Source organism: Silvania hatchlandensis, from assembly GCF_025564065.1.
GTDB lineage: Bacteria > Pseudomonadota > Gammaproteobacteria > Enterobacterales > Enterobacteriaceae > Enterobacter > Enterobacter hatchlandensis.
The window spans coordinates 12,886-32,512 of sequence record NZ_JAMGZK010000047.1; the positions used below are offsets into that span (position 1 = coordinate 12,886).

Genomic DNA, 19,627 nt, shown 5'->3' on the forward strand with positions numbered 1-19,627 from the left:
TTAAAAACATTCACTAAGCATAGTTGAGGTAAACGTCAGACATAAAAAAAGCCGCAACAGTGTGCGGCTTTTTGAGATTAATGCGCGGCTTACGCGTAGCCGTAGCTCATCAGACGGTGGTAACGACGGTTAAGCAACTCTTCTTTGTTCAGCACGTCGAGGTCGGCGAGATCCGCCAACAGCTGTGCTTTCAACGACGCAGCCATGACTTCTGGCTTACGGTGTGCACCACCCAGCGGTTCTGGAATGATAGAGTCGATAAGCTTCAGCTCTTTCAGACGCGGAGCAACAATGCCCATCGCTTCTGCAGCCAGCGGGGCTTTATCGGCACTTTTCCACAGAATGGACGCACAGCCTTCCGGGGAGATAACGGAATAGGTGCTGTACTGCAGCATATTCACTTTATCGCCCACGCCAATCGCCAGTGCGCCACCGGAGCCACCTTCACCAATAACGGTGCAGATAACCGGTACGCTCAGACGTGACATTTCGCGCAGGTTGCGGGCAATCGCTTCGGACTGGCCGCGCTCTTCAGCCCCCACACCTGGATAAGCTCCCGGCGTGTCGATGAAGGTGATGATTGGCATGTTGAAACGCTCGGCCATCTCCATCAGACGCAGTGCTTTACGGTAACCTTCCGGAGCGGGCATCCCGAAATTGCGGCGAATTTTTTCTTTGGTTTCGCGCCCTTTCTGGTGGCCAATGATCATCACCGGACGACCGTCGAGACGCGCAATACCGCCGACAATAGCTTTATCGTCGGCATAGGCACGGTCGCCTGCCAGTTCGTCGAACTCATCAAATGCCAGGCGGACATAATCCAGGGTGTACGGACGCTGAGGATGGCGCGCCAGTTGGGCAACCTGCCATGCGCCAAGATCGGCAAAGATTTTGCGCGTCAGTTCTACGCTTTTTTCACGCAGACGATGCACTTCTTCGTCGATGTTAATATCCAGTTTTTCATCCTGACGGCTCACGGCGGTCAGAGAATCGATTTTCGCTTCCAGCTCTGCAATCGGCTGTTCGAAATCAAGGAAATTCAGACTCATAGTATTCCTGTATTAGTCAAACTCCAGTTCCACCTGCTCCGAACCAATAAGGCCACGGAGATCGTTGAGTAAACGATCGCTCGGAGAGACGCGCCACGTTGCACCAAAGCGCAATCGCGCACGTGCATCCGCCCTCTGATAGTAGAGATGTACTGGAATGGTCCCCGAACGATGGGGTTCCAGAGACTGACGGAGTCGGTTTAAAAGCTGGTCATCAATTTGCCTGTCCGTCAGCGAGATAGCAAGCCCGCGAGCATATTTTTCCCGGGCTTCGTCAATATCCATCACTTCACGGGCCATCATTTTAAGCCCGCCACTGAAGTCATCAAAGCTGACCTGTCCGCTGACGATAAGTATGCGGTCGTTTTCCAGCAAATGCTGGTATTTTTCCAGTGCTTCCGTGAATAACATCACTTCCAGCCGCCCGGAGCGGTCATCCAGCGTACAGATACCGATACGATTGCCGCGCTTGGTGACCATAACCCTCGCGGCAATGACGAGCCCAGCCGCCGTGGTTATTTTACCACGTTCGGTCGGATGCATGTCTTTAAGGCGATAGCCGCCGACATAACGCTCAATTTCTTTCAGATACTGGTTGATCGGGTGTCCGGTCAGATACAAACCTAACGTTTCACGCTCGCCTTCCAGTACCGTATGTTCTGGCCACGGTTGGCAATTGGCATAGGATTGCTCGATTTGTTCCGGCTCATCTGCCAGCACGCCAAACATATCCGCCTGACCAATGGCTTCGGCTTTAGAGTGTTGGTCGGCCGCCTTCAGGGCATCGGCCAACGAGTTCATCAGCGCAGCGCGATGCGGCCCCAGGCGGTCGAACGCCCCGGACATAATCAGCTTTTCCAGAACCCGACGATTAAGCTTTTTGATATCGGTTCGCGCACACAGGTCGAACAGCTCGCGGAAATAACCGCCCTGGTTACGCGCTTCGATAATAGCTTCGATGGGACCTTCGCCCACGCCCTTAATCGCGCCAATGCCGTAAACAATTTCCCCGTCGTCATTCACGTGGAAGTGATACTGACCCGAGTTAATATCCGGCGGCAGGATTTTGAGCCCCATGCGCCAGCACTCATCGACCAGACCGACCACCTTTTCGGTGTTGTCCATATCGGCGGTCATTACCGCGGCCATAAACTCGGCCGGGTAGTGCGCTTTCAACCACAGCGTCTGGTAGGAGACCAGCGCATAAGCTGCGGAGTGCGACTTGTTAAACCCGTATCCGGCAAATTTCTCTACCAGATCGAAGATTTTCATCGCCAGTTCGCCATCAACGCCGTTTTTCTTTGCCCCTTCTTCGAAGGTACCGCGCTGCTTGGCCATCTCTTCCGGCTTTTTCTTACCCATTGCACGGCGCAGCATATCCGCGCCGCCAAGGGTGTAACCGGAGAGTTCCTGGGCGATCTGCATGACCTGTTCCTGGTACAGGATGATGCCATAGGTCGGTTCCAGTACCGGCTTCAGGCATTCGTGCTGCCACTGAACATCCGGATAGGAGATCTCTTCCCGCCCGTGCTTACGGTCGATAAAGTTGTCCACCATCCCCGACTGCAGCGGGCCCGGACGGAACAGGGCCACCAGGGCGATCATATCTTCGAAGCAGTCAGGCTGCAGACGTTTAATCAGATCTTTCATGCCGCGGGATTCAAGCTGGAATACCGCCGTGGTTTCCGAGCGCTGCAGCATGTCGAAGCTTTTCTTGTCATCCAGCGGGATCGCCGCGATATCAATCGGCTCCAGGCCCTGTTTGGCGCGGCGCGGGTTGATCATCTTCAGCGCCCAATCGATGATGGTAAGCGTACGCAGGCCAAGGAAGTCGAACTTCACCAGACCGGCATATTCCACATCGTTCTTGTCGAACTGGGTGACCGGATGCGACCCGGTTTCGTCGCAGTACAGCGGCGCGAAATCGGTAATTTTCGTTGGCGCGATCACCACCCCACCGGCGTGTTTACCGGCGTTACGGGTGACCCCTTCCAGCTTGCGCGCCATGTCGATCAGCGCTTTAACTTCTTCGTCTGCTTCGTAGATTTCCGGCAGCTGCGGCTCAGCCTCAAAGGCTTTCGCCAGCGTCATGCCAGGATCGGGCGGCACCAGCTTGGAAATGCGATCCACAAAGCCGTACGGATGACCCAGCACGCGGCCCACATCGCGAATAACCGCTTTCGCCGCCATCGTACCGAAGGTAATAATCTGCGATACCGCGTCGCGGCCGTACATCTCGGCCACGTGATCGATAACCTGGTCGCGTTTCTCCATGCAGAAGTCGACGTCGAAGTCGGGCATTGAGACACGTTCCGGGTTCAGGAAGCGTTCAAACAGCAGATCAAATTCCAGCGGATCGAGATCGGTAATTTTCAGCGCGTAGGCCACCAGCGATCCCGCACCCGAACCACGCCCAGGTCCTACCGGTACGCCGTTGTCCTTCGACCACTGGATAAACTCCATTACGATCAGGAAGTAGCCCGGGAATCCCATCTGGTTGATAACCTGAAGTTCAATCTCCAGACGTTCATCGTAAGGGGGGCGCTTCTCATTGCGTTCAGCTTCATCCGGGAACAAAAATTCGAGACGATCTTCCAGCCCTTCCTTCGATTTCAGGACCAGGAAATCTTCCGTCGTCATTTCACCGGTCGGGAACTGCGGCAGGAAGTACTCACCCAGACGGACGGTCACGTTACAGCGTTTGGCAATTTCTACGCTGTTTTCCAGCGCTTCCGGAATATCGGAAAACAGCTCGCACATCTCGTCTTCGCTGCGCATGTACTGCTGCGGCGAATAGTTACGCGGTCGCTTCGGATCGTCGAGGGTAAACCCATCGTGGATAGCAACGCGAATTTCGTGCGCATCAAAATCGTCGGCATTGATAAAGCGCACATCGTTAGACGCCACTACCGGTAAGCCGCGCGCCTCTGCAAGCGCAACGGCACCATGCAGATAGTTCTCTTCATCCGGGCGACCAGTACGGATCAACTCCAGATAGAAGCGATCCGGGAAGTACTGTTGATAAAAATCGACGCACTGTTCCGCCAGAGCCATGTTGCCGCGCAGCAGACACCTGCCGACGTCACCCATTCTGCCGCCGGAGAGCAGCAGCAGTCCTTCGCTCAGCTCCGCCAGCCATTCCCGGTCAATCCACGGGCCGAGCGCCCCGTAACCGCGCTGATAGGCGCGCGAGATCAGCAGCGTCAGGTTCTGGTAGCCGTCGTTATTCATCGCCAGGACGGTGATTTGCGTCATTTCATCGGCGAGCAACTCGCTCTGAACGTGAAAGTCGGCACCTATCACCGGCTTTAATCCGGCACCGTGCGCCGTTCCGTAGAACTTAACCAGACCACACAGGTTGGTAAAATCGGTGATCGCCAGCGCGGGCATGCCAAGCGCGGCCGCCTTTTTCACCAGCGGCCCGGTCTTTGCCAGCCCATCAATCATGGAATAGTCGCTGTGCACCCGCAGGTGTACGAAACGTGGTTCAGCCATCTTCAGATTCCGCGTTACTTAGTGCGTCTTGACTCAGGACACCCGTCCCAGTGCGCGTTTCACCGGCCCAAAACTGCGGCGGTGGTGTTCAGTTGCGCCATGTTCAGCCAGTCTTTCCAGATGGAAAGCGGTAGGATACCCCTTATGCTGGGCGAAGCCATACTGGGGAAAAGTGAGGTCGAGCGCAGCCATTTCTGCATCGCGCGTGACTTTTGCCACGATCGAGGCGGCGCTGATTTCTGCCACGCGACTGTCGCCTTTCACCACTGCCATAGACGGCATCGGCAATGCGGGACAGCGGTTGCCGTCGATCAGCACGTATTCCGGGGCGATCTTCAGCCCGGCCACAGCGCGTTGCATCGCCAGCATCGTGGCGTGCAGAATGTTTAGCTCGTCAATTTCATGCGGTTCGGCACGGCCCAGACTCCAGGCCAGCGCTTTCTCGACGATCTCATCGAACAGCGCCAGACGGCGCTTTTCGGATAATTTTTTAGAGTCATTAAGACCCATAATCGGACGGGCAGGATCGAGGATCACCGCCGCGGTGACAACAGCCCCCACCAGCGGCCCACGGCCCACTTCATCCACACCCGCCACCAGATGGGTATGCGGATAAACAAATTCCATCATTTTGCTAACTCCAGCACCGCGTCAGCCGCCTGCTCATCGGCATTACAGCGAATCTGCAGATGCAGTTCCCGGAACGTGTCGTGCATTTCATGGCTGGTTTTACCGTCCGCCAGCAGCGGCAATAGCGCAGCGGCGAGCGCCTGCGGCTGGCACTCATCCTGCAGCAACTCTTTCACCAGCTCGCGTCGGGCCAGCAGATTTGGCAGTGAAACGTAGTCCGTTTTCACCAGCCGTTTTGCCAGCCAGAAGGTGAACGGCTTCATACGATAGCCCACCACCATCGGGCATTTCGCCAGCATGCATTCCAGCGCAGCGGTCCCGGACGCCAGCAGCGCGGCATCGCTGGCCACCATTGCTTCGCGGCCTTTGCCATCCAGCAGATGAACCTGCAGGTCGGGCGCGACCTCCGCTTTAATACGCTCAAACTGCTCGCGACGCCTGGCATTCACCAGCGGCACGACCACTTGCAGATCAGGGTAAGTCTGGCGCAGAATTTGTGCCGTTTTCAGGAAATCTGCGCTGAGCATTTCCACTTCGGCGCCGCGGCTACCCGGCAGTAACGCCAGGCAGTGGGCATTATGCGGAATGCCAAGCACGTCGCGGGCGGCGTTTTTATCCGGATCCAGCGGCATGGCGTCAGCCATTGTGTGGCCGATAAAGCGGCACGGCACGTTGAATTTATCGTAAAACGCTTTTTCGAAAGGCAGGAAGGCCAACACCAGATTCGTCGATCTGCCTATTTTGAAAACGCGTTTCTGTCGCCACGCCCAGACGGACGGACTGACGTAATGGATGGTTTTGATCCCCTGCTTTTTCAGATTCCCTTCGAGGGTAATATTGAAATCAGGTGCATCAATGCCGACGAAGACATCGGGCTTGAGTTCGGTAAAGCGGCGCGTCAGATCGGCCCGGATGTGCAGCAAACGGCGCAAGCGCCCCAGCACTTCGACGATGCCCATCACTGCCAGCTCTTCCATTTCGTACCAGGCTTCACACCCTTCCGCCTGCATCAGCGGACCGGCGACGCCGACAAAGCGCGCGTTGGGAACGCGCGCTTTGAGCGCACGAATAAGACCTGCCCCAAGAATATCGCCGGAGGTTTCTCCGGCGACAAGGGCGATCGTAAGCGGGCGACTATCGACCATTAACGAATCAGACCGCGAGTTGAGCGTGCGAAGAATTCCACAAACGCATTCACTTCAGGGTGCTGTTTCGCCAGTTCGGCGATTTCCGGCTTGGCTTCTTCTAACGTTTTACCGTTACGGTACAACTGCTTGTACGCGTTACGGATCGCCAGAATCGCTTCACGGCTAAAGCCGCGACGCTTGAGGCCTTCGACGTTGACGCCAAACGGCGTCGCGTGGTTGCCCTGGGCAATCACATACGGCGGAACGTCCTGCGCCACACCGGAGCAGCCGCCAACCATTACGTGCGCACCGATGATGCAGAACTGATGCACCGCGGTCATGCCGCCAATGATGGCATGATCGTCAACTGATACGTGACCCGCCAGCGTTGCATTGTTGGCGAGAATACAGCGGTTACCGATAGTACAGTCATGCGCAACATGCACGTTGACCATAAACAGGTTGTCGCTGCCCACCTTCGTCAATTCACCGCCTTGTACTGTGCCACGATGAATGGTGACGCTTTCGCGAATGCGGTTACGATCGCCAATTTCCACACGGGTTGGTTCGCCAGCATATTTAAGATCCTGGTTTACTTCACCGATGGAGGCGAACTGATAGATCTCGTTATCGCGGCCAATGGTCGTATGACCATTCACGACAACGTGAGATTTCAGTACGGTACCCTCACCAATTTCGACATGGGGTCCAACAATACAAAAAGGACCAATGTGAACGTTAGCACCAATAACGGCACCCTCTTCCACAATGGCGGTTGGATGAATAAAGGCGGTTTTATCAATCACGTATCAGGCCTCCCGGCTACGCGCACACATCATGGTAGCTTCGCAAACAACCTTGCCGTCAACCAGAGCTACGCCTTTGAAGCGAGTCAGGCCGCGACGCGTTTTTTCAAAAGTCACTTCCATGATCATCTGATCACCAGGTACAACCGGGCGCTTGAAACGCGCTTCGTCGATACCTGCGAAGTAATACAGTTCACCCGGCTCCAGTTTACCCACGCTTTTAAACGCCAGAATACCGGTAGCCTGAGCCATCGCTTCCAGGATCAGTACGCCCGGGAAGATAGGTTTACCAGGGAAGTGTCCCTGGAAGAATGGCTCGTTTACAGAGACATTTTTCACTGCGCGCAGAAAACGACCTTCTTCAAAATCCAGCACACGGTCAACCAGTAAAAACGGGAAGCGGTGCGGCAGAAGTTCTAAAATCTCTTCAATATGCAGAGTATGAGTGTCAGTAGTCAAAATACTCTTCCTGTCAAAATATCTGAATGGCAATAATAACACGGCCTGCCGGTTTATAAGAAAGCCGACAGGCCGAGAAGTATGCGTTAAATGGATGAACGCTTAGTCTTGTTGATCGATTTTGCGCTCAATGGCCTTGAGGCGCTTGCTCATATCATCAATATTCATCACCAGGGCAGCTGTTTTACGCCACGCCTTGTTAGGCTGCAGCGGAATGCCTGAGGAATAAACGCCCGGTTCGGTGATAGGACGCATAACCATGCCCATTCCCGTGACCGTGACTTTGTCGCATATTTCCATATGCCCGTTAATCACGCTGGCGCCGCCAATCATGCAATAACGGCCAATTTTCAGGCTGCCAGCCATAATGACGCCACCGGCAACTGCGGTATTGTCGCCAATCACAACGTTATGTGCAATCTGGCACTGGTTATCGATGATAACACCATTACCGATAATCGTGTCATCCAGCGCACCACGGTCAATAGTGGTACAAGCGCCGATTTCAACACGATCGCCGATGATCACCCGGCCAAGCTGGGGGATCTTCACCCAGTTACCGCGATCGTTGGCGTAGCCGAAACCATCCGAACCAATAACGGTACTGGACTGGATCAGGCAATGTTCACCGATTTCAATCTCGTGATACACCGAGACATTGGCCCACAAGCGAGAGCCGGCACCGATTTTGGTTTTTTTACCCACGAAGCAACCGGCACCAATGACGACGTTATCGCCCAGCACCACGTCGGATTCGATCACAGCATTTGCGCCAATCGATACGTTGTTACCCAGCTGCGCCGTCGGGTCAATCACCGCACTTGGGGCGATGTTTTGCGCCGGCTGCGGCGTGGTATCCAGAATTTGTGCCATACGGGCATACGTCAGGTAGGGGTTCTTCACTACCAGCGCAGCACCTGCGGCAAACGGCAAATCGTCCTGCGTCAGTACGACAGCAGACGCCTGGCAAAGCGCCAGATGTTCACGGTACTTCGGGCTTACCATGAAGGTGATGTTGCCTGCTTTAGCAGATTGCATGGACGCAACAGCGGTGATGACGATATCGCCATCACCGTGTAATTCTGCATCCAACTGCTGAGCTAAATCAGCGAGTCGAATTGAAGGCATTACTTATTTAACCTGTTTCAGGACATCAGCGGTGATGTCTTTAACATCGCTGCTGTTGAATGCAACAGCATTCGCATCAACCACCAGATCGATGCTCTGATCGGCAGCAACTGCTTTCACAGCGGACTGGATGCGGGTGACCAGCTTGCCACGTTCTTCGTTAGAACGACGCTGACGATCCTGCTCAAATGCCTGCGCTTTCTGAGAGAAGGTCTGGCGCTGAGCCATCACGTCTTTCTCCAGCTTGCTGCGGTCGCTCGCTTTCATGGTAGAACCATCGCGCTGCAGACGCTGCATTTTAGTTTGCAGATCTTTTTCCATACCCTGCAATTCGCCTGCACGGCCTTTGAACTCGTTTTCCAGTGTTGCAGAAACGCCAGTTTTCTGCGCAACCTGCTGGAATAAGTTACCCATATTGACGATCGCAATTTTGTCCGCTGCCTGAGCAGAAGTTACCATCGCTAAACCGAGACCTGCAGCTAATAACCACTTTTTCACAATTAACTCCTTACCATCCCATTGGTACCCGAAGGTACCGTTCTTTGCGTGGCAAGGCGATCGTGCGATCGCCAGTTGTCATCGCTACACTGCCAACGCATTCCTTTGCGGCGGGCAATTACCAGGTTTTACCAATGTTAAACTGGAATTGTTCCGCTTTGTCCCCTTCGTATTTCTTGAACGGCTGGGCGTAGGAGAAGACCAACGGCCCCAGCGGTGACATCCATTGTAGTGCGAGACCCGCAGACATACGAATATTGCTCGGATCGCTGTAGTCAGGGATGCCTTCGTTTCTCATCTGCTCGGTGTTATCCCAGTTAGTATCCCACACGGTACCCGCATCTAAGAAGAACGAGGTACGGACTGAGTTGGCATACTTATCGCTGATAAACGGCGTAGGCGTGATGATTTCGAGGCTGGCAACGCCCATGGCGTTCCCGCCGACGGCATCATCAGAACGGCAAACTTCTGAGGATGACGGCTTATCGCAGTTATCCGTGTCATTGCCGCCATTGTAGACCGCTTTCGGACCAATGTTATTGGACTGGAAGCCGCGCACCGTGCTCGAACCACCGGCATAGAAGTTTTCATAGAATGGCATTTCTTTGCCACCCAGACCGTCACCATAGCCCCAGCGCGTACGACCCAGAACAACCCACTTGTGGTCGTCATCAATTGGGAAGTAGGACGCGGTATCCAGCGTCAGCTTGTAGAACTCGTTGTCAGAACCTGGAATGGTCACTTTACCGTTCAGGTTGACGCGCGAGCCTTCGGTCGGGAAGAAACCACGGTCGAGTCGGTTATAGGTCCAGCCGTAGTTAAAGGTGAAGTCATCCGCAGCAAAACCGTTGTCGTCATTGTTCAGACTCGCAGGTTGCCCAATCGAGTCGAGATAACGCCACATGGCCACCTGCGGCTGCATATTGGACAGGTCGTTATGCACATAACCTAAGCCCGCACGCAGGGTGTTGTATTCGTTAATTGGGAAGCCGAGCGTTCCGTCCATACCATAACTTTTGTTGGTATAGGAGGAGAGGTCTGCGTCATCCGCTTTAAAGTCGTTATAGAAAATACGACCGCCCAGACTCACACCGTCAACGGTGAAGTACGGGTTAGTGACGGAAAGCTCAGAGTAGGTCTGGTAGTCGTTCTTGGTTCCGTTGATACCAACGGAATAGCCCGTACCTAACCAGTTATCCTGCTGTACGCCAACCTGGAAGCTGATACCGCTCTCGGTGCCGTAGCCAACACCAAAGTTAAAGCTACCGGTGTTACGTTCTTTAACCTTGTAGACCACGTCTACCTGATCCGGTCTGCCCGAGACACGCTGCGTGTCGGTGTCGACGGTTTCAAAGTAGCCCAGACGGTTCAGACGCTCTTTACCCTGGTCAACCAGGTCGCTGCCCAGCCACGCCCCTTCCATCTGACGCATTTCGCGACGCAGGACGGAATCTTTGGAGGTGCTGTTGCCTTCAAAGCGAATCTTACGCACGTAGAAACGGTTGCCCGCATCGACGTTAACGTGGAGCTTAACGGTTTTATCCGTATCGTTGATTTCAGGCTGAGTCTGCACGCGCGGGTAAGCATAACCATAACGGCCGAGCAGCTTTTTAATGCTGTCTTCCATTTTAGTCACTTTCGCACCGCTGTAGAGTTCCCCCGGCTGCAGTTTCGTCAGGGTCTCGATCTCGGCAGAGTGGCCCGCCAGGTTACCGCTCACTTCAACACCCGACAGCTTGTACTGATCGCCTTCGGTGATGTTAACCGTGATGTAGATACCTTTCTTGTCCGGGGTCAAACTCACCTGGGTAGAATCGATATTGAAGCGCGCATAACCGCGGTCCAGATAGTAGCTGCGCAGGGTTTCTAAATCGCCCGCCAGCTTCTGTTTCTGGTATTTGCGGTCACCCACCACGTTCCACCACGGCACTTCGTCGCGCAGCTGGAAGGTTGAGATCAGCTCATCAGTGCTAAACGCGTGGTTGCCCACGATGTTGATCTGCTGAATCTTCGCCGAGACGCCTTCCTGGAACACCAGCTTCAGGTCAACACGGTTACGTGGAAGCGGAGTCACCACCGCTTTTACGCTTGCGCTGTATTTACCGACGCTATAGTAGAAATCTTCCAGCCCTTTCTCGATATCAGACAGGGTGGTGCGATCCAGAGATTCGCCAACACGGACACCAGAGGCTTCAAGGTTTTGCTTGAGCATATCGTCTTTCACCGACTTGTTGCCGGAGAACGTGATACTGGCAATCGTCGGGCGCTCTTTTACCTGAACCAGCAGCGTATCACCATCGCGCAGGACGCGAACGTCCTCGAAGTTGCCAGTGGCAAACAGCGCGCGAATGGTATTACTAATATCTTCATCATTAACCGTGTCGCCCTGGCGCACTGGCATACTGAGGAGGGCCGCACCAACGGCGACACGCTGTAGGCCTTCGAAATGAATATCCTTCACTACGAACCCTTCAGCACCGTATACGGTCGCGCTGCTAAACAGCAGCGACGCTATGAGCAACTTTTTCATCGCCATCGTTATTATGCGTTCTTCCTAACTATCTCTCTTACAACCGAGAGAAATCATTGAAAAGTGCAAGTCCCATTAACAGCACCAGTAGAATCGAACCAATGCGATAACTAAAGTCTTGAACTCGCTCGGATACCGGCCCGCCTTTTAGCTTCTCAATCGCTAAAAACAGCAGATGACCCCCGTCTAAAACGGGAAGTGGGAACAGGTTGATTATTCCGAGGTTCACGCTAATGAGCGCAAGAAACATCAGATAGTAAATCACCCCGAACTCTGCTGACATCCCAGCCCCCTGAGCGATCGAAATCGGCCCACTGAGGTTGTTCAGTTTTACGTCACCGGTAATCAATTTCCCCAACATTTGCACGGTCAGTTTCATCAGTTGCCATGTTTTATCCGTGGCTTCAAGGATGGCGCTGAACGGCCCATACTGGCGTATTGTCTTGTACTCATCAGGCAGCGGGATCACTTTTGGCACCACGCCCGCAAACCCTTCCGCCTTACCGCTTCCCGGTTTCGTATCCGGGATCAGCGTTAACGCGAGGGGACTCCCCTGCCTTTCTATCTCCAGCGCCAGCGGCGTACCGGGATTATCACGCACCAGAGTAACAAAGGTCATCCACTGCGTTAAAGGCTGACCATCGACTTTAACGATCCTGTCGCCCGCTTGCAAACCTGCTTTACGCGCCGCGGAATCCGCCTGCACTTCTGCCAGCACCGGTTCAATCTGCGCGCCTCGCGGTCGGATGCCTAACGCAGCGACCGGATCTTCTTTATCAGGTTCAAACGCCCACTGGCGCAGATTCAGAATTTTATCCTGACGCTGCTCGGAGCCAAAGGGAGAAACGCTGACAGTCGTCTGCTCATCGCCAATTTTGGCGACCAGCTGAAGCCTGACGGCATCCCAATCAGGGGTTTCGATGCCATCAATCGCTTTAAGTTCCATGCCCGGATTAATTTGCGCGCTTGCAGCGATTGAGTTGGGTGTAATTTCACCCACAACCGGACGCACGCCAGGGACACCGATGATAAACACCAGCCAGTAAGCGAAGATAGCGAAGAGGAAGTTTGCAATGGGACCCGCCGCAATAATCGCGGCGCGCTGACCAATGGTTTTGTTGTTGAACGCGTAGTGGCGCATTTCGGGTGCGACCGGCTCTACGCGTTCATCCAGCATTTTGACGTAGCCGCCTAACGGGATAAGGGCAATAACGAATTCTGTGCCACGGCGATCGGTACGACGCCAAAGCGCCTTACCAAAGCCAATGGAAAAGCGCTCTACCCGCACGCCACAGCGCCGAGCAACCCAGAAATGGCCAAATTCATGCACTGTGATAAGTACACCGAGTGCAACGATGAATGCTGCCAGATTCCAGAGAATGCTAAGCATAAAACCTTCCGTTAAATCGTCCCAAATACCAGTAGGAACAGGCATGCAAACACAGGAACTGCCGCCGTCAGGCTGTCTATGCGATCCAGAATACCACCGTGTCCCGGAATCAGATTGCCGCTGTCTTTAATCCCTGCTTCACGCTTAAACATACTTTCGGTCAAATCACCCAGCACGGAAGCCAGCGCAGCGATGATAGAACAGACCAGCAGCGTTGTCGGCGCAACCTCGAGGTTCGCCCATTCGCCATAACCCCAGGAAATGATCGCTGCGGTAAACAGGCCACCGATGAATCCCTGCCAGGTTTTCCCTGGAGAGACCTTCGGTGCCAGCTTATGTTTGCCAAACAGTTTACCAAACATATAGGCCCCAGAGTCAGCACCCCAGACGAGAATCATGACATAAAGCAGCCACAATGCCCCACTGTACGGGTTATCGTCGTAGTGCCAGGTGCGGAGTGCGAGCATTCCCCAGAAGAAAGGGACAATGGTGAAGAGCCCGAAAATCAGGCGCAGCACTTTAGAGTGACGCCATAGCGAAGCAGAGCCCGGATAGAAGAGGACCAGCAGCAGCGCGGCCAGCCACCATCCCAGCGAAAGCCAGAGCGAACCGGCAATCAGCGGCTGATGAATATTGTGATGGTACTCTGGCAGCATAAATAGCATTAGCGCCAGCATCAGGCCGCACAGTACGGCCAGCCATACCCGCTGAGAACGCGAGGTAAAACCGCTAAATTGCCCCCATTCCCACGCGGCCAGCATGCAGACCACCAGGGTGACAATAGCGAATCCCACCGGAGGCAGTAAAAACAGCGCCGCGATGACAACAGGTATTAACACAAACGCAGAAATCAGGCGATACTTCAGCAAAAGCTACCCCCATCAGGCGTTTTCGCCACCAGGCTCGGTACCACCAAAACGTCGATCTCGATTGGCAAAGGCATGCAGCGCACCTTCAAAGTCTTGTTCATCAAAATCGGGCCAAAGAACATCCGTAAAGTAAAGTTCAGCGTAGGCGATTTGCCACAGCAAAAAGTTACTGATTCGGTGCTCTCCCCCTGTCCTAATTACCAAATCCACGGGCGTGAGTTCACTCATGCAGATTTGCTTACTCAGCGCCTCTTCATCAATTTGGTCCGGCCTTAATAGCCCTTCCTGAACCTGCTCAGCCAGATGCCGAACGCCCTGGACAATATCCCAGCGCCCGCCGTAATTCGCCGCGATATTGAGCGTTAATCCGGTATTTTGCCCGGTCAATGCTTCCGCTTTACGAATACGTTCCTGCAAACGTGAGTTAAAACGACTGGTATCGCCGATAATACGCAGGCGAACGTTGTGGCGGTGCAGGCTTTTTACTTCGCTGTCGAGCGCCCACACGAACAATTCCATCAACGCGCTTACTTCCTGCGCAGGTCGATTCCAGTTTTCACTGCTGAAAGCATAGAGCGTTAACGCGTCAATGCCGCTATTGGCGGCAAAAGAGACGGCGCGGCGAACGGATTTCGCCCCAGCTTTATGCCCAAAGGCTCGGATCTTCCCTTGTCTTTTCGCCCAGCGGCCGTTGCCATCCATAATGATTGCTACATGACGACAGCCATGAGCTGGCACGTTTTCGCTTATTGGTTGATTCGCAGACAACATAACGCGTTTTTGGTCCCTGAAAGGATTTAACGGTACTCAGGAATACTGAAGCCTTTACGTAAAAAAGCCGTGTCAAACCACGGCTAACCTGACTGCATAACCTCAACTACCCGCAATCAAGTGGCGCAGACTATATCACTGAAGCCCAACGCTAACAAATAACATGACCGCTAGTGGGTGGAATATCACTAGCTTGCGAGCCGTGTCACCGCTTTTTGCGCAGTCATTCTGGCTTCGGCATCGACGGTCAGCACGTCATCCACGCTTTGCGGTTCACGTAAATCCATCGCCTCAAGCACGGACAGATTCAGCGCAGCAATATCCGTAAAGCGGATCCGCTGATCGAGGAAGGCTGCGACGGCAATCTCATTTGCCGCGTTCAGCGCCGTCGTCGCCGCCTGCCCCTGCTCAAAGGCTTGCATTGCCAGCTTCAGGCACGGATAGCGCTGATAATCCGGCGCGCTGAAGGTCAACGAACTTAGCTTGCAGAAATCGAGCGGCTTAACGCCAGAGATGACCCGGTTTGGCCACGCCATCGTATGGGCAATCGGGGTACGCATATCCGGCTCACCCAGCTGCGCCATTACGCTGCCATCCAGATAACGCACCATGGAGTGGATCACCGACTGCGGGTGGATCAGCACTTCCATCTGCTCTGCCGAGGCGTTAAACAACCAGCGGGCTTCAATGTATTCCAGACCTTTGTTCATCATGGTAGCGGAGTCGACAGAGATTTTTCGCCCCATCGACCAGTTCGGATGACGGCATGCCTGATCGGGCGTCATCGTGACCAGTTCAGACAGCGGCGTATCCCGGAACGGGCCACCAGACCCGGTAAGCAGAATAGAAGAGACCCCATTCTGCTCAAGGGAAGCGTACCCCAGGTTTTGCTGAAAAGGTTGCGGTAAACTCTGAAAAATGGCGTTATGTTCGCTATCTACCGGCAAAAGTCGCGCACCGCGCTGCTTGACCGCTTCCATGAACAGACGCCCGCAGGTGACCAGCGCTTCTTTGTTGGCCAGCAGAACCGTTTTACCGGCATCAATGGCCGCCAGCGTCGGCAGCAGGCCCGCAGCACCGACAATCGCCGCCATCACCTGATCCACCTCATCCAGCGCCGCCATCTCGCAGGCCGCCCGTTGACCACTCAACACCTCGGTCTGACAGCCATTAGCGGCCAGCAGCACTTTCACCTGGCGAGCACTCTCCTCGTCGTCCATTACCGCATAGCGCGGCGAAAACTCCAGACATTGCTCAACCATACGCTGAACGTTTTTTCCGGCAACGAGTGCGGTCACGGTGTAGTGTTCAGGATTATGGCGAACGACGTCGAGCGTGCTGCAACCGATAGACCCGGTTGAGCCGAGGAGAGTTAATTGCTTCATGAATTGTCCAGAAGTAGTGAAGTCAGCAAAGCAAAACGCCGCCAGCAAAGCCCGTGGGCCTTCTGAACGGCGTTTTATCAGATTACGGCAGAAATCAGAACTGCATCAGTTCCGCTTCTTTATCAGCCAGCGCCGCATCAAGTTTCTTGATTGCTGCGTCAGTCAGTTTCTGTACGTCGTCCTGAGAACGGCGATCGTCATCTTCGCTGATCTCTTTGTCTTTCAGCAGCGCTTTCACTTTGTCGTTTGCATCACGACGCACGTTACGCACGGCGACGCGAGACTGCTCGGCTTCACCACGAACCACTTTGATCAGTTCTTTACGACGCTCTTCGGTCAGCGCTGGCAGTGGAACGCGAATGTCAGCGCCCGCTGAGCTTGGGTTCAGACCCAGGTCGGAAGCCATGATCGCTTTTTCAACAGCCGGACCTAACGAACGATCGAAGACGTTGATTTTCAGCGTACGGGTATCTTCTACCGTTACGCTCGCCAGCTGACGCAGCGGGGTTGGCGTACCGTAGTAAGGTACAACGATGCCATCCAGCAGGCTCGGAGAAGCGCGGCCAGTGCGCACTTTGCTGATTTGGTTTTTGAACGCTTCTACGCACTTGTCCATGCGTACTTCAGCATCTTTTCTGATCTCGTTAATCACGTTACGAATCCTTGAAAACTTGTCTCAGGCAGACTATCCGCCAGCACCACTGTTAAAAGATGTGCTAAGTATAGCCCTGTTTAATTCATGACAACGCCTGGGGGCGCGTCCAGATAAGAAACCACAATAAAGTAGAGCGGAATCTTACCTGTATTTATCGCCGACGGAAATTACTCCGTGATCAAAGTGCCTTCTTTTTCACCCATCACCACGCGACGCAGTGCACCTGGTTTATTCATATTGAAGACACGAATCGGCAGTTTGTGGTCACGAGCCAGCGTGAAGGCAGCAAGATCCATGACTTTCAGCTCTTTATCCAGCACTTCGTTGTAGGTCAGCTGTTCGTACATGGTTGCCGTCGGATCGATAGCCGGATCGGCGGTAAACACGCCGTCCACTTTGGTCGCTTTCAGCACGACGTCTGCTTCAATTTCGATACCGCGCAGACAGGCAGCGGAGTCGGTAGTGAAGAACGGGTTACCCGTACCTGCAGCGAGGATCACCACGCGGTTATTGCGCAGCAAGCTGATAGCTTCGGCCCAGCTGTAGTTGTCGCAGACGCCATTCAGCGGGATAGCAGACATCAACCGCGCATTGACATAGGCGCGATGCAACGCATCACGCATAGCCAGGCCATTCATGACCGTTGCCAGCATGCCCATGTGGTCGCCCACAACGCGGTTCATGCCGGCTTTCGCCAGACCAGCACCACGGAAAAGGTTACCACCGCCAATGACTACGCCAACCTGAATGCCCAGTTCAACCAGTTCTTTGATTTCCTGCGCCATGCGATCAAGGATGCTTGCGTCAATACCGAAGCCTTCCGACCCCTGCAGCGCTTCGCCACTCAGCTTAAGGAGAATACGTTTGTAAACGGGTTTTGCATTGGTAGCCATTTTTCTTTCCTGGGACTGTCAACGATTGAGATAGGGGATAATTCTGGCGACATGATATATCGCATTTCAGCACAGTAACTATAGGTACCAGGCTGATTTACACATAATGCACACAAAAAGAAGCCGCCCTCAGGCGGCTTCTTTTCGCTGATTAAGACTGCTTGGACATTGCAGCAACTTCTGCTGCGAAGTCAGTCTCAACTTTCTCGATGCCTTCGCCCACTTCAAAGCGGATGAAGCCAGTTACGTCAGCATTGCGCTCTTTCAGCAGCTCAGCAACAGATTTGCTTGGGTCCATTACGAATGGCTGGCCAGTCAGAGAAACTTCGCCGGTGAATTTCTTCATGCGGCCTTCAACCATTTTCTCTGCGATTTCTTTTGGCTTGCCAGACTGCATGGCGATGTCCAGCTGAACCTGGTACTCTTTTTCTACAACGTCAGCAGACACGTCTTCTGGCTTAACGAATTCTGGCTTGCTTGCAGCGATGTGCATTGCCAGCTGTTTAACCAGCTCTTCGTCAGCGCCTTTAGCAGCAACCAGAACACCGATACGTGCACCGTGCTGGTATGAACCCAGTACGTCGCCTTCGAGAGAAGCAACACGACGGATGTTGATGTTCTCACCGATTTTAGCAACCAGCGCAACACGTTCTTCTTCGAACTGTGCTTTCAGAACTTCAACGTCAGTGATTTTGCCAGCGATTGCTGCATCCAGAACTTTGTTAGCAAATGCCTGGAAACCACCATCTTTAGCAACGAAGTCAGTCTGGCAGTTAACTTCCAGAATGATGCCGTAGGTGCCGTCGATTTTGGTGATGATCACGCCGTCAGCTGCAACGTTACCTGCTTTTTTCGCCGCTTTGATCGCGCCGGATTTACGCATGTTTTCGATTGCCAGCTCGATGTCGCCATTCGCTTCAGTCAGTGCTTTTTTGCAATCCATCATGCCTGCGCTAGTACGTTCACGCAGCTCTTTTACCAGGGATGCGGTAATTTCAGCCATTCTTAAATCCTCGGGAGAGATGACCTGCCCGGTTCCAGGAACCGCACAGGTTTAAAAGTGAAAAAGGGGCCATTAAGAGGCCCCTATCCATACACGGTACTAATAAGGGTAGGACCTTATTATTCAGCTTCTACGAAGCTTTCTTCCGCCTGAGAAGCCAGATCCTGGGAACGGCCTTCACGAACGGTAGCAGCAACTGCGCTCAGGTACAGGGTTACAGCACGGATTGCATCGTCGTTACCCGGGATAACGAAATCAACGCCGTCTGGATCGGAGTTGGTATCAACGATAGAAAACACTGGGATGCCCAGGTTGTTTGCTTCTTTGATTGCGATGTGTTCGTGGTCAGCGTCGATTACGAACAGTGCGTCCGGCAGGCCGCCCATATCTTTGATGCCGCCCAGGCTGTTTTCCAGCTTGTCCAGCTCACGAGTGCGCATCAGCGCTTCTTTTTTGGTCAGCTTTTCGAAAGTACCGTCCTGAGACTGGGTTTCCAGATCTTTCAGGCGCTTGATAGACTGACGAACGGTTTTCCAGTTAGTCAGCATACCGCCCAGCCAGCGATGGTTCACGAAGAACTGGTCGCAGCTGTTAGCAGCTTCTTTCACAGCTTCGCTTGCAGCGCGCTTAGTACCAACGAACAGAATCTTACCTTTACGGGAAGAGATCTTGTTCAGCTCAGCCAGGGCTTCGTTGAACATTGGTACAGTTTTCTCAAGGTTGATGATGTGAACTTTGTTACGCGCGCCGAAGATGAAAGGCTTCATTTTCGGGTTCCAGTAACGGGTCTGGTGACCAAAGTGAACACCAGCCTTGAGCATGTCGCGCATGGAAACAGTTGCCATGTTAAAACCTCTATTTAAATAGTTGGGGTTAAGCCTCCACGTATCCCATATTACCGACCCCAAAGGGCACCCCGGAATATGTGTCGATACGTGT

The 19,627-nt window shown here is 53.8% G+C and carries 17 protein-coding genes; all 17 read right to left on the reverse strand.

Annotation, left to right across the window (positions count from 1 at the left end; all coding sequences use genetic code 11):
• Positions 1-89: 89 nt before the first annotated feature.
• The gene (gene accA, locus M8014_RS10230) at positions 90-1,049 is read right to left on the reverse strand and encodes an acetyl-CoA carboxylase carboxyl transferase subunit alpha (protein ID WP_271282367.1); all 960 of its coding nucleotides are present in this window, start codon (positions 1,047-1,049) and stop codon (positions 90-92) included.
• Between the two features lie 12 nt (positions 1,050-1,061).
• A complete protein-coding gene (dnaE, locus tag M8014_RS10235) occupies positions 1,062-4,544 on the reverse strand; it encodes a DNA polymerase III subunit alpha (protein WP_271282368.1) in 3,483 nt (1,160 codons plus the stop codon).
• Positions 4,545-4,577: 33 nt separating this feature from the next.
• Positions 4,578-5,174, reverse strand: coding sequence for a ribonuclease HII (rnhB, locus tag M8014_RS10240; protein WP_271282369.1), 597 nt, complete (start codon positions 5,172-5,174; stop codon positions 4,578-4,580).
• A complete protein-coding gene (gene lpxB / locus M8014_RS10245; RefSeq protein ID WP_271282370.1) occupies positions 5,171-6,319 on the reverse strand; it encodes a lipid-A-disaccharide synthase in 1,149 nt (382 codons plus the stop codon). The genes rnhB and lpxB overlap by 4 nt, the downstream gene beginning before the upstream one ends.
• A complete protein-coding gene (lpxA, locus tag M8014_RS10250) occupies positions 6,319-7,107 on the reverse strand; it encodes an acyl-ACP--UDP-N-acetylglucosamine O-acyltransferase (RefSeq protein ID WP_271282371.1) in 789 nt (262 codons plus the stop codon). The genes lpxB and lpxA overlap by 1 nt, the downstream gene beginning before the upstream one ends.
• 3 nt (positions 7,108-7,110) lie before the next feature.
• On the reverse strand, positions 7,111-7,566 hold the full coding sequence (gene fabZ / locus M8014_RS10255; protein WP_006817227.1) for a 3-hydroxyacyl-ACP dehydratase FabZ: 456 nt from the start codon (positions 7,564-7,566) through the stop codon (positions 7,111-7,113).
• 102 nt (positions 7,567-7,668) lie between these two features.
• Complete coding sequence (gene lpxD / locus M8014_RS10260; RefSeq protein WP_271282372.1) at positions 7,669-8,694, reverse strand: UDP-3-O-(3-hydroxymyristoyl)glucosamine N-acyltransferase; 1,026 nt, start codon at positions 8,692-8,694, stop codon at positions 7,669-7,671.
• 3 nt (positions 8,695-8,697) lie between these two features.
• On the reverse strand, positions 8,698-9,192 hold the full coding sequence (gene skp, locus M8014_RS10265; RefSeq protein ID WP_271265929.1) for a molecular chaperone Skp: 495 nt from the start codon (positions 9,190-9,192) through the stop codon (positions 8,698-8,700).
• 118 nt (positions 9,193-9,310) lie between these two features.
• Positions 9,311-11,728 (reverse strand): outer membrane protein assembly factor BamA, encoded by a 2,418-nt coding sequence (bamA, locus tag M8014_RS10270; protein ID WP_271282373.1) that lies wholly within the window; start codon positions 11,726-11,728, stop codon positions 9,311-9,313.
• Between the two features lie 31 nt (positions 11,729-11,759).
• Positions 11,760-13,112 carry a sigma E protease regulator RseP gene (gene rseP / locus M8014_RS10275; RefSeq protein WP_271282374.1) on the reverse strand — a complete coding sequence of 451 codons (1,353 nt, stop codon included), beginning with the start codon at positions 13,110-13,112 and terminating at the stop codon, positions 11,760-11,762.
• A gap of 11 nt (positions 13,113-13,123) precedes the next feature.
• The gene (cdsA, locus tag M8014_RS10280; protein ID WP_271282375.1) at positions 13,124-13,981 is read right to left on the reverse strand and encodes a phosphatidate cytidylyltransferase; all 858 of its coding nucleotides are present in this window, start codon (positions 13,979-13,981) and stop codon (positions 13,124-13,126) included.
• 12 nt (positions 13,982-13,993) lie between these two features.
• The gene (gene ispU, locus M8014_RS10285) at positions 13,994-14,752 is read right to left on the reverse strand and encodes a (2E,6E)-farnesyl-diphosphate-specific ditrans,polycis-undecaprenyl-diphosphate synthase (RefSeq protein ID WP_271282376.1); all 759 of its coding nucleotides are present in this window, start codon (positions 14,750-14,752) and stop codon (positions 13,994-13,996) included.
• Positions 14,753-14,940: 188 nt separating this feature from the next.
• On the reverse strand, positions 14,941-16,137 hold the full coding sequence (gene ispC, locus M8014_RS10290) for a 1-deoxy-D-xylulose-5-phosphate reductoisomerase (protein WP_271282377.1): 1,197 nt from the start codon (positions 16,135-16,137) through the stop codon (positions 14,941-14,943).
• A gap of 94 nt (positions 16,138-16,231) precedes the next feature.
• Positions 16,232-16,789 carry a ribosome recycling factor gene (gene frr / locus M8014_RS10295; RefSeq protein WP_271282378.1) on the reverse strand — a complete coding sequence of 186 codons (558 nt, stop codon included), beginning with the start codon at positions 16,787-16,789 and terminating at the stop codon, positions 16,232-16,234.
• A gap of 170 nt (positions 16,790-16,959) precedes the next feature.
• Positions 16,960-17,685, reverse strand: a complete 726-nt coding sequence (gene pyrH / locus M8014_RS10300; RefSeq protein WP_271265935.1) for a UMP kinase — start codon at positions 17,683-17,685, stop codon at positions 16,960-16,962.
• 151 nt (positions 17,686-17,836) lie between these two features.
• Positions 17,837-18,688, reverse strand: a complete 852-nt coding sequence (tsf, locus tag M8014_RS10305; RefSeq protein WP_271282379.1) for a translation elongation factor Ts — start codon at positions 18,686-18,688, stop codon at positions 17,837-17,839.
• 119 nt (positions 18,689-18,807) lie between these two features.
• The gene (gene rpsB, locus M8014_RS10310; RefSeq protein ID WP_271282380.1) at positions 18,808-19,533 is read right to left on the reverse strand and encodes a 30S ribosomal protein S2; all 726 of its coding nucleotides are present in this window, start codon (positions 19,531-19,533) and stop codon (positions 18,808-18,810) included.
• Positions 19,534-19,627: the final 94 nt, after the last annotated feature.

What these genes read in the sequence shown, in the direction of transcription:
- rseP (WP_271282374.1), bottom strand. Translation starts at nt 13,112, where the DNA reads ATGCTTAGCATTCTCTGGAATCTGGCAGCATTCATCGTTGCACTCGGT.
- ispC (WP_271282377.1), bottom strand. Translation starts at nt 16,137, where the DNA reads ATGAAGCAATTAACTCTCCTCGGCTCAACCGGGTCTATCGGTTGCAGC.
- pyrH (WP_271265935.1), bottom strand. Translation starts at nt 17,685, where the DNA reads ATGGCTACCAATGCAAAACCCGTTTACAAACGTATTCTCCTTAAGCTG.
- bamA (WP_271282373.1), bottom strand. Translation starts at nt 11,728, where the DNA reads ATGGCGATGAAAAAGTTGCTCATAGCGTCGCTGCTGTTTAGCAGCGCG.
- lpxD (WP_271282372.1), bottom strand. Translation starts at nt 8,694, where the DNA reads ATGCCTTCAATTCGACTCGCTGATTTAGCTCAGCAGTTGGATGCAGAA.
- rpsB (WP_271282380.1), bottom strand. Translation starts at nt 19,533, where the DNA reads ATGGCAACTGTTTCCATGCGCGACATGCTCAAGGCTGGTGTTCACTTT.
- rnhB (WP_271282369.1), bottom strand. Translation starts at nt 5,174, where the DNA reads ATGATGGAATTTGTTTATCCGCATACCCATCTGGTGGCGGGTGTGGAT.
- accA (WP_271282367.1), bottom strand. Translation starts at nt 1,049, where the DNA reads ATGAGTCTGAATTTCCTTGATTTCGAACAGCCGATTGCAGAGCTGGAA.
- tsf (WP_271282379.1), bottom strand. Translation starts at nt 18,688, where the DNA reads ATGGCTGAAATTACCGCATCCCTGGTAAAAGAGCTGCGTGAACGTACT.
- lpxB (WP_271282370.1), bottom strand. Translation starts at nt 6,319, where the DNA reads ATGGTCGATAGTCGCCCGCTTACGATCGCCCTTGTCGCCGGAGAAACC.
- ispU (WP_271282376.1), bottom strand. Translation starts at nt 14,752, where the DNA reads ATGTTGTCTGCGAATCAACCAATAAGCGAAAACGTGCCAGCTCATGGC.
- dnaE (WP_271282368.1), bottom strand. Translation starts at nt 4,544, where the DNA reads ATGGCTGAACCACGTTTCGTACACCTGCGGGTGCACAGCGACTATTCC.